This window comes from Candidatus Sulfotelmatobacter sp. (assembly GCA_035498555.1).
In the GTDB taxonomy this organism is placed as follows: Bacteria; Eisenbacteria; RBG-16-71-46; order RBG-16-71-46; family RBG-16-71-46; genus DATKAB01.
The window spans coordinates 1-9,547 of the sequence record DATKAB010000072.1 but is presented as its reverse complement, the minus strand read 5'-3'; the positions used below and the strand labels follow the sequence as shown (position 1 = coordinate 9,547).

At 68.4% G+C, this 9,547-nt stretch carries 7 protein-coding genes; 3 read left to right on the top strand and 4 right to left on the bottom strand.

Features of this window, described 5'->3' with window-relative positions:
• Positions 1–267: 267 nt before the first annotated feature.
• From VMJ70_06420 to VMJ70_06405, 4 genes are read right to left on the bottom strand one after another with little or no spacing between them, the layout of a single operon-like run.
• The gene (locus VMJ70_06420; protein HTO90750.1) at positions 268–1,395 is read right to left on the bottom strand and encodes a thiamine pyrophosphate-dependent dehydrogenase E1 component subunit alpha; all 1,128 of its coding nucleotides are present in this window, start codon (positions 1,393–1,395) and stop codon (positions 268–270) included.
• Positions 1,392–3,548: a prolyl oligopeptidase family serine peptidase gene (locus VMJ70_06415; protein ID HTO90749.1), complete on the bottom strand. Its 2,157-nt coding sequence runs from the start codon at positions 3,546–3,548 to the stop codon at positions 1,392–1,394. The genes VMJ70_06420 and VMJ70_06415 overlap by 4 nt, the downstream gene beginning before the upstream one ends.
• Positions 3,545–4,786: a dihydrolipoamide acetyltransferase family protein gene (locus VMJ70_06410; GenBank protein HTO90748.1), complete on the bottom strand. Its 1,242-nt coding sequence runs from the start codon at positions 4,784–4,786 to the stop codon at positions 3,545–3,547. The genes VMJ70_06415 and VMJ70_06410 overlap by 4 nt, the downstream gene beginning before the upstream one ends.
• Positions 4,787–4,793: 7 nt before the next feature.
• Positions 4,794–5,768 (bottom strand): alpha-ketoacid dehydrogenase subunit beta, encoded by a 975-nt coding sequence (locus VMJ70_06405; GenBank protein HTO90747.1) that lies wholly within the window; start codon positions 5,766–5,768, stop codon positions 4,794–4,796.
• Between the two features lie 264 nt (positions 5,769–6,032).
• Here VMJ70_06405 and VMJ70_06400 point away from each other — a divergent pair, with 264 nt between their 5' ends.
• From VMJ70_06400 to VMJ70_06390, 3 genes are read left to right on the top strand one after another with little or no spacing between them, the layout of a single operon-like run.
• On the top strand, positions 6,033–6,797 hold the full coding sequence (locus VMJ70_06400; GenBank protein HTO90746.1) for a transporter: 765 nt from the start codon (positions 6,033–6,035) through the stop codon (positions 6,795–6,797).
• The gene (locus tag VMJ70_06395; protein ID HTO90745.1) at positions 6,791–7,474 is read left to right on the top strand and encodes a metal-dependent transcriptional regulator; all 684 of its coding nucleotides are present in this window, start codon (positions 6,791–6,793) and stop codon (positions 7,472–7,474) included. Before VMJ70_06400 ends, VMJ70_06395 begins: the two co-directional genes overlap by 7 nt.
• The gene (locus VMJ70_06390) at positions 7,471–9,489 is read left to right on the top strand and encodes an Nramp family divalent metal transporter (protein HTO90744.1); all 2,019 of its coding nucleotides are present in this window, start codon (positions 7,471–7,473) and stop codon (positions 9,487–9,489) included. Before VMJ70_06395 ends, VMJ70_06390 begins: the two co-directional genes overlap by 4 nt.
• Positions 9,490–9,547 lie beyond the last annotated feature (58 nt).

The window sequence follows — 9,547 nt, the reverse complement described above, 5'->3', positions numbered from 1 at the left end:
GCCATCATGATGGCGAACGATCTCGTGTCGGAGAAGGTGAAGTCCGGTACGACGCTCAAGCTGCCGCCGGCTTCGAAGTAGTCGCGCTTCAGGAGCTGACGGCAGGCCCCTCGAACGGTCGACTCGCGCGGGCTTCCTGCACGGCCGCTCGCCTCCCATCCATGAAGGCGGCGCCCAGCCGCCGCTCGGCGTCGAGCGGATGGTGGGCGCGGCAGGGAAGTCTCAGATTTTCAACCGTGGACTCGCCGCCGCGTGCCTGCGCTCTGACTAGAGCGGAAACGCGCCCTCGAATTTCGTGCCTTCGCCCATCGCCACCGCGTAGCGCATCTGCTCCTCGAGACTCCGCGGCATGTCGCGGTAGACGTCGGCGAACATGGTCTCGATCCCGGGCGGCGGCATCGCTTCGGCCTCGCTGATGGCCTGCGAGATCTCGGCGTTGATTGCTTCGATCCAGCCGGCCTCGTCGCCGTCCTTGAGCAGCCCGGCACCCGACAGGTGGAGCCGCAATCTCTGCACCGGATCGCGCCGCTCCCATTCCGCCACCAGCTCGCGCTCGCGATAGCGCGTGGGATCGTCGCTCGACGAGTGCCCGCCCATTCGAAACGTGACCGCCTCGACGAACGTCGGCCCCTCGCCGCGGCGCGCGCGATCCACCGCCTCGCGCGTTGCCGAGATCACGGCGAGCAGATCGTTCCCGTCCGCCTGAATTCCCGGCATGCCGTAGGCCACGGCCTTGATCGCCAGGCTCTGGGAGCGCGTCTGCTGCGAAAGGGGCACCGAGATCGCCCACTGGTTGTTCTGGCAGAAGAACACCGCCGGCACCTTGAACACCGCCGCAAAATTCAGCGCGGCATGGAAATCTCCGGAGGATGTCCCGCCGTCGCCGATGTAGCCGATCACGACGTCGTCCTTCTGCTGTAGCTTCGCGGCCCACGCCGCTCCCATCGCCTGCGGAAGCTGCGTGCCGATCACACTCGACCAGGCCACCGAGCGCACCGCGCGATCACTGAAGTGCATCGGCATCTGACGCCCGATCAGCACGTCGCCCGAGTTCCCGATCAGCTGACACACGATCTGCTTGATGGACGTTCCACGCCACAGACACACGCCGGTCTCGCGCAGCGCGTGAAAGACCCAGTCGGTCGCGCGCAATGGGTAGGCCGAGCCCACCACCGCCGCTTCCTGGCCGCTGGCGGTGCCGTAGAAGCCGATGCGTCCCTGGCGCTGGAGCGACAGCATGCGCTGATCGAGCGTGCGCATCAGCACCATGTGCCGGAACATGCGCCGCAGATCGTCGGCCGGAATCTCGGGCGCCGCGCCCACCAGACGCCCGTCGGCGTCGAGCACACGCCGCATGGCGCTGGCGCTCTCGATGCCGGCAGTCGAGGCGCTCAACGCGCACTCCCCACGGTCGAGGCCGGCGTCTGCTGCGTGGCGGAGTTCGGCGTCATGCCGAGCTGCCAGAACAGGAACTGCATCACGTCGGCGTCGTCCTCGACCTGCTGGCTCACTGCCTTGCCGCCCGAATGCCCCGACTTGGTGTCGTAGTGAAGAATCACCGGCTTGTCCGAGCCCGTCGAGGCCTGCAGCAGCGCCGTCATCTTCCGAGCATGCAGCGGATCCACGCGCGTGTCGGAGTCGCCGCTCACCAGCAGCACCGCCGGATACTTCTCGCCGACCTTCACGTGATGATACGGCGAGTACGCGTAGATGTACTTGAACTGCTCGGCGTCCTCGCTCGAGCCGTACTCGGGCACCCAGAAGCGCGCCACCAGGAAGTTCTGGTAGCGCAGCATGTCGAGCAGTGGCACCGAGCACACCACCGCGCGATAGAGCTCGGGGTGCTGCGTCAGCGCTGCGCCCACCAGCAGCCCGCCGTTGCTGCCGCCCGCGATCGCCAGCCGATCGCTCGACGTGTATTTCTTGCCGATCAGATACTGGGCCGCGGCGATGAAGTCGTCGAACACGTTCTGCTTGTTGGCCAGCATGCCGGCCTTGTGCCAGGCCTCGCCGAACTCCGAGCCGCCGCGGAGGTTGGGCAGCGCCCACACGCCGCCGTTCTCGACCCACAGCGCGGCATTGGTGGAGAAGCGCGGGACTTCACTGACGGTGAACCCGCCGTAGCCCGTGAGATAGCAGGGGTTGTTTCCGTCGAGCTTCAGTCCCTTCTTCGCGAACACGAACATCGGAATCTTGGTGCCGTCCTTGGACGGGTACCAGACCTGGCGCACCTCGTAATCGTCGCCGTTGAACGGAATGGTCTGCTTCCACCACAGCGTGACGCCGTTGTTCTTGACCGCGACCCGCTGGATGCGCGGCGGCACGTTGAAGGACTGGAAGTTGACGTAGGCGTCCGGGCCGCGCCAGTGGCCTTCCAGGCCGCCGACGGTGCCGTTGTCACCGAGGGGGATCGGGCCCAGCAGCTTGCCATCCGGGTCGTAAAGGATGGTCTGCGACATCACGTTCACGAGATAATTCACGATCAATCGGCCACCCGCGAGAGTCCAGCTGTCGATCGGGTAGTGGCCTTCCTTGATGATCTCGCGCCACTTGTCGCGCCCGGGATTCGCGAGATCGATCGCCAGGATCCGATCATTGGGCGCGTTCCAGTTGGTGCGCACGAACAGCGTGTTGCCGCCGATCTCGCCATCGAAGCGCGCGGTCAGATCGTTGACGATGGTCAGAATCGGGCCGTTGCTCTTGAGGTTCTTCACGTACAGCTCGACCTTGTCGGCGGCCGAGCCGTGGGAGACCTGGATGAGCATCCAGTTGCCGTCGTCGGAGATCCGGGCGCCGGCGATCATGCCCGGCCCCAGATCTTTCCCGAAGATCAACTCGTCGTTCGCCGGATCCGAACCGACCGCGTGCCGGTAGACCCGCGGACCATCGCTCGTGTACTTCGAGTAGTAGATGGTCTTCAGGTCGGTGGTGAGATCGATGCCGAAATAGCGCGCCTTGGGCAGCTTGTCCTCGCGCAGCTTCTTGGTCGCGACATCCAGCAGGCCGGGCGTGAACTCGTCTTCGCCGCCCTTCTGAATGCCGATGACGGCGAGCCCGCCGTCATCCGACACGCTGATCAGCCGCACCGACACGCTGTGATCGGGGCTCAGCGGTTGCGGATCGAGCAGCACTTCCTCGGGCCCGTCCGGACCCCTGCGGGTGTAGAGGATGCGCTGGTCCTGGTCCGCGGAGCGCTTGAGATAGAAGAGCCGGCCGCCGCTCTCGGTGACGGCCCCGATGTCGTCGGTCTTGAGCAGTTGCGCCAACCGCGCGCGCAGTGCGTCGCGCCCCGGCACCGGGTCCATCACCTGGTGGTAATAGGCCGTTTGCGCCGCGATCCAGGCGCGCGTCTCGGGCGCGTCCTTGCTCTCGAGCCAGCGATAGGGATCGGCGATCACCGTGCCGTGGAGCGTGTCGCGCACCACTTCCATGCGCGTCGGCGGTGGCGCCGGCAATGCGGCGGAAAGCGCGAAGCGTGACGCGGCGACCAGCGCCAGCGCGGAAATGGACGTCACGAATGCCAGACGAGTCTTGCGGGGGGCGATCATCCGAGCTCTCCTTCCGTCAGCCAGGTGTCCGGTCTTTCGAGCCGCTCGATCAGTGCGTAGAGGAAGTCGGCGCCAACCGCGCCGTCCACCACGCGATGATCGAGCGACAGTGAGAGATTGCCCAGATCGCGAATCACTATTCTGTCGTCCACGACCGCCGGACGCTTCCGGACTTCGTGAACGCCGAGAATCGCGACCTGCGGGTGATGAAGAATGGGTGTCGCCAGCACGCCGCCATGAGCGCCGGTGCTCGTCACGGTGAACGTGCCACCCTGCAGCTCTTCCAGGCGGATGTGATGGGCGCGCGCCGATTGTGCCAGCCGATCGATCTCGCGCGCCAGACTCAGCAGGCCGAAGCGGCCGGCGTCGTGCAGCACCGGCACCATCAGCCCTTCCTCGGTCGCGGTGGCGATGCCGAGATTGAGCTGCGACTTGAGCACGATCTCCTGGCGCTCGTCATCGAGGCTGGCATTGAGCAGCGGGAACTCCTTGAGCGTTGGCCCCAGAGACTTCGCGACGTAGGCCAGGTAGGTGAGCTTGATGCCCTGCGCTTCGGCGCGCGGCTTGAGCTTCGCGCGATGCGCGGCGAGCGCCGTGAAATCACACTCGGCGACGAAGGTGAAGGGTGCCGTGACCTCGAGCGAATGTTTCATGTGCTCGGCGATCCGCCGGCGCAGCCCGCGCAGCGGCACGCGCTGTTCGGCGGGTGCGGTGCCGGGCGCCGGCGACACGGCCGCGCGGGGCGCGTCGGTCCCGGCGGGGCCGCTCGCGCGCTTCACGTCCTCGGCGGTGATCGCGCCGCCCGGGCCCGAGCCCGCGAGATGCTCGAGCGCCACGCCGAGCTGCTTCGCCAGCTGCCGCACTGCCGGCGTCGCCTGAACGCGGCCGGCGGGCGCGCTGGCCGGCGCGCCGACCACCGGGGTCGCGACCGCGGCGGCGGCCGCGTGGACACCGCTGCTCGCTGCTGCCGGCACGGCCGACGCGCCGGCCGCCGCCTCGCCCGCGACCGCGATGCTCACGATCACGCTTCCAACTGGAACGACGCTCCCCGCCTCGGCGTGGAGCGCTGCGATCGTGCCGGTGCGCGGCGAAGGAATCTCGACCGTGGCCTTGTCGGTCATCACCTCGACCAGCGGCTGATCCTCCCTCACCGCCTCACCCACCGCGACCATCCAGCGCACGATCTCGCCCTCGGCGATTCCTTCGCCAATGTCGGGCAGCTTCACGTCGAATGGCATCGCGTCCTCAATAGCTCATCACGTGCTCGAGCGCGCGCATCACGCGCGGCGCGTCGGGCAGATACGAGTGTTCGAGCGTGTAGGGGAACGGCGTATCGTAACCGGTCACGCGCAGCACCGGCGCCTGCAGCGAAGTCAGCGCCTGCTCGGCGATCTGGGCCACCAGCTCGGCGCCGTAGCCGCAGGTACGCGGCGCCTCGTGCAGGATCACGGCGCGGCCCGTGCGCCGCACGCTCTCGAGCAGCGCTTCGCTGTCGAGCGGCAGCAGCGTGCGCAGATCGAGCACCTCGACCGACCAGCCGCGTTCCTGGGCACGCTCCGCGGCCTCCATCGCCACCGGCACCATCGCCCCGTAGGCCACCAGCGTGACGTTTTCGCCTTCGCGGACCTTTCGCGCCCTGGAGAGCGGCGTGGTGAATGCGCCTTCCGCGACCTCCTCCTTGACGCTTCGATAGAGTCGCTTGGGCTCGAGGAAGATCACCGGATCTTCGCCCTGCAGGGCGGCGAGCAGCAGGCCCTTGGCGTCGGCTGGGGTCGAGGGGATCACCACCTTGAGTCCCGCCGTGTGGCAGAAGTAGGCCTCGGGGCTCTGCGAGTGATAAAGGCCGCCCTTGATGCCGCCGCCGTAGGGCGCGCGCACGATCACCGGGCACGAATACTGTCCGGCCGAGCGCCAGCGCATCTTGGCCAGCTCGGAGACGATCTGGTCGAACGCCGGGTAGATGAAGTCCACGAACTGGATCTCGGCGATCGGACGCATGCCGTAGAGCGCGAGGCCGATGGCGGCGCCCACGATGCCGTTCTCGGCGAGCGGGGTGTCCGCGACCCGCGCTTCGCCGAACTCGGCCTGCAGGCCCTCGGTGACCCGGAACACGCCGCCGTTCTTGCCGACGTCCTCGCCCAGGATCATGACGCGGGGATCCTCGCGCAGCGCGAGCCGCAGCGCGTCCTGAATCGCCTGCACCATGGTCATTTGAGGCATGCGGCGGGTTCTCCGGGGGCGGAAAAAGCCGGCGGAGATTAGCCGAATCGGGACCCTCGCACCAAGGCCGCTCCCCGGTCTGCCGGAGGGCCGGGAACTCGCGATCCGCGGCTCCGATTCGCCCGATCGGGTCGGCCGCCGCTCGCTTGCGCGGCTTCGGCCGCCGGCCGGGAATGCCGCTGGAAATTAGCCTCGACAAAGTCGATAATTAGTCTAGGCTAATTAGGGTTGTGGTCCTTCACCTCGGTCGGGGGCCGGTCAGAAATGAATCTGCGCTCGAGATCCTTTCTTGCTTTCGCGCCCGCGTGCGCATTCGCGCTGGCCGCGGTGTCCGCGCACGCGCAGGACGAGGGCATCCAGGCGGATCGGCCCGACTTCACCAACGGTCCCGACCCGGTTCCCGTGCACGCGGCGCAGATCGAGATGGGCTGGGCGCAGGAGCACACCGCCAGCGACAGACGAGACTCGTACGGGCTCGCCGTCCTGAGATGGGGGATCGCCCAGCGCATGGAGCTGCGAGGCGAGATCCCCTCGTGGCTGAGAGGGGAGCCCGGCCCGCGTCTCGACAGCGGGTTCGGTGACGCGGGATTCGGTGCCAAGTTCTTGCTGTCCGAAGGGCGAGGCCCGGCTCCCCGGCTCGGTCTGATCGCCGACGTCGACTTGCCGAGCGGATCCAAGGCGTTCAAGAGCAGCGGCGCGGGCTACAACGCCACGCTCGCCGCCGAGCACGATTTCGGAATTCTCGACGCGAGCGCGAACGTGCTTCTCGGCAACGACGACGAGACGGGCGAACGCGAGTGGACCACCGGCGCTTCTCTGTCGCTCGGTTTTGCTCCGCTCCGCAAACTCGACGCGTTCGCCGAATGGTACGTGGTGGCTTCGCAGCAGTCGTCTCCCCAGAACGTGCTCGACGCCGGGGGGACGGTTCCGGTCGGCAAGTACTTCCTGGTGGACGCCAGCGCGGGCACCGGGGTGGGCGGCGGGGATTCGCCCTGGTTCGTCGGCGCGGGAGGGACCTGGCGATGGTGAGCCGGCGCGCGGCGCTCTCGCGATCGCGCCAGGATTACCTGAAGGCGCTCTACCGGCTCGGCCGAACCGAGCCGGCGATCTCGACGTCGCGCCTCGCCGCGCAACTCGGCGTGGCGGCACCGTCGGTCACCAACATGCTGCGCCGGCTCGCCGGCGAGCGGCTGGTGCGCCACAGGGCGCGCGAAGGCGCGTGGCTCTCGGCGCGGGGAGAGCGCGAGGCGCTGCGCATCGTGCGCCGGCATCGCATCCTCGAGACGTTTCTGGTGCGGGTGCTGGGGCTCGATTGGAGCGAGGTGCACGAAGACGCCGAGATTCTCGAACACCACGTCAGCGAGCGCGTGCTGCGCGCGATCGATCGGCTGATGCGTCATCCTCGCGAAGATCCGCACGGCCACCCGATTCCCGACGCCTCGGGTCGGTTGCGCCGGCGCCGCCTGCAGCCCCTGGCGCGCCTGCCGGTCGGTCGGTCGGCGATCGTGCGCGAGATCCAGGACGACGACCGCCGCCGCATGGCGCGCTGGCGGGCAGCCGGGCTGGTGCCCGGCGCCCGGGTGCGCATGCGCTCGGCGCGGCTCGACGACGACGTGTTCGAGATCGAAGTCGGCCGCCGCCGTCTGTCGGTCGGCAGCGAAGGCCTGGCCGGCATCCTGATCCAGCCGGCGAGGAGAGCGTCGTGAACAGCGCTCACGAATCTCGTTCCCTCGCGGAGGTGCATCGCTCCGTCCCGCTTCCCGACGGCGCCAACTGGGTGCGTCGAATGTTCGCGTTCGCGGGACCGGCTTATCTGGTGAGCGTCGGCTACATGGATCCCGGCAACTGGGCCACCGATCTCGCCGGCGGCGCGCGCTTCGGCTACCAGCTGATCTGGGTGCTGCTGATGAGCAACGGTCTCGCCGTGCTGCTGCAGACTCTTTCCGCGCGGCTCGGCGTGGTGACCGGCAAGGATCTGGCGCAGGCCTGCCGCGATTTCTATCCGTCGTTCCTGACGATGCCCTTGTGGCTGCTGTGCGAGATCGCGATCGTGGCCTGTGATCTCGCCGAAGTGCTGGGCGCTGCGATCGGGCTCCACCTGCTGTTCCGCGTTCCGCTGTTCTGGGGCGTGATGATCACCGCGCTGGACGTGCTGCTGTTGCTGGCGCTCTCGCGGCTCGGCATGCGGCGCCTCGAGGCGCTGATCATCGTCCTGGTGGCGACGATCGGCGGATGCTTCGCGATCGAAATGCTGCTGTCGCGGCCCGATGTCAGCGCGATCCTCGCCGGCTTCATCCCCCGCGATGCTTCCGGCGCGCCCAGCCTGTTCGGGCACGACGCCACGGGCCGGCCCAGCATGCTCGGGTTGTCGGGCGATTCGCTCTACATCGCGATGGGAATCCTCGGCGCCACCGTGATGCCTCACAACCTCTACCTCCACAGCGCGCTGGTGCAGAGCCGCGCGGTCGAAGAGTCGGTCGCGGGAAAGCGCGAAGCCTGCCGGCTCAATCTCGTCGATTCGGTGGTGGCGTTGAACGCCGCGTTCTTCGTCAACGCCGCGATCCTGATCCTGGCGGGCGCGGCCTTCCACCGCACCGGGCATCAGGGTGTCTCGAGCCTGGAAGAGGCCCATCGGCTGCTGGCGCCGTTGCTCGGCACTTCGCTGGCCTCGGTCGTGTTTGCGATCGCGCTGCTGTGCTCGGGCCAGTCGAGCACCATCACCGGAACTCTCGCGGGTCAAATCGTGATGGAGGGCTTCCTGCGCATTCGCATCCGGCCGTGGTTGCGCCGTCTGATCAGCCGCGGGCTCGCGATCATTCCGGCGGCGATCGTGATCCTGTGGCGTGGCGGACGGGGAGTGGACGAATTGCTGGTGCTTTCGCAGGTGGTGCTGAGCCTCCAGCTCTCCTTCGCGGTCGTGCCGCTCATCACCTTCACCAGCGACCGGCGCAAGATGGGCGAGTTCGTGAATCCGAGCTGGGTGTCTGCGCTCGCGGTGCTGAGCGCGGTGGGAATCCTGCTGCTCAACGCCAAGCTGGTGGTGGACGAGATCTCGGGATGGCTCGCGGCCGGAGTCCCGCCCTGGGCGGGCGCGCTCATCGCCGGCTCGGCAGTCGCGGTTGCCGCTCTGCTCGCGATGGTGGTGCTGACGCCGTGGCTCGCGCGTTGGATGCCGGCGTTCGGTCGCAGCGCGCTGGCCGGAGTCCCGTCGGTGGCCGGGGCGGTGCCAGGTGCGCCGGTCGGCGCCGGTGCGACCGCGGCGGGGACACTCGCGGTCACCGCCGGCCCGGATGCGCGCTGGCGGCGCATCGCGGTCGCGCTCGAGCTGGGCCCGACTGACGAGACCGTGCTCGACTACGTTCGCCACTTGCCGCTGCCGGCGAGCGGTGAAATCGTGCTGCTCCACGTTGCCGAGAGCGCCGCGAGCCGCTACCTCGGCGAGCAGGCGTCGGACCTCGAGAGCCGCGAGGACCAGGCGGCGCTCGAGGCGCATGCCGATTCCCTGCGCGCGCGCGGCGTGACGGTGAGCGTGCTGCTCGGCTTTGGCGACGCCAAGACCGAGCTGGCGCGCATGACCAACGCGCTCGGAGTGGATCTGCTGCTCACCGGCTCGCACGGCCACGGGCCGATCGGCGATTTGTTCTACGGCTCGACGGTCTCGGCGCTGCGCCATCGCGTGAGCTGTCCGGTGCTGACGGTGCGGCCGAGCGGGCGGCGATAGTCCGGCACCGGGGCTGAGCGCCCGCGATTTTGCCGCCCGAGCGCCCGCGCCCTATCAT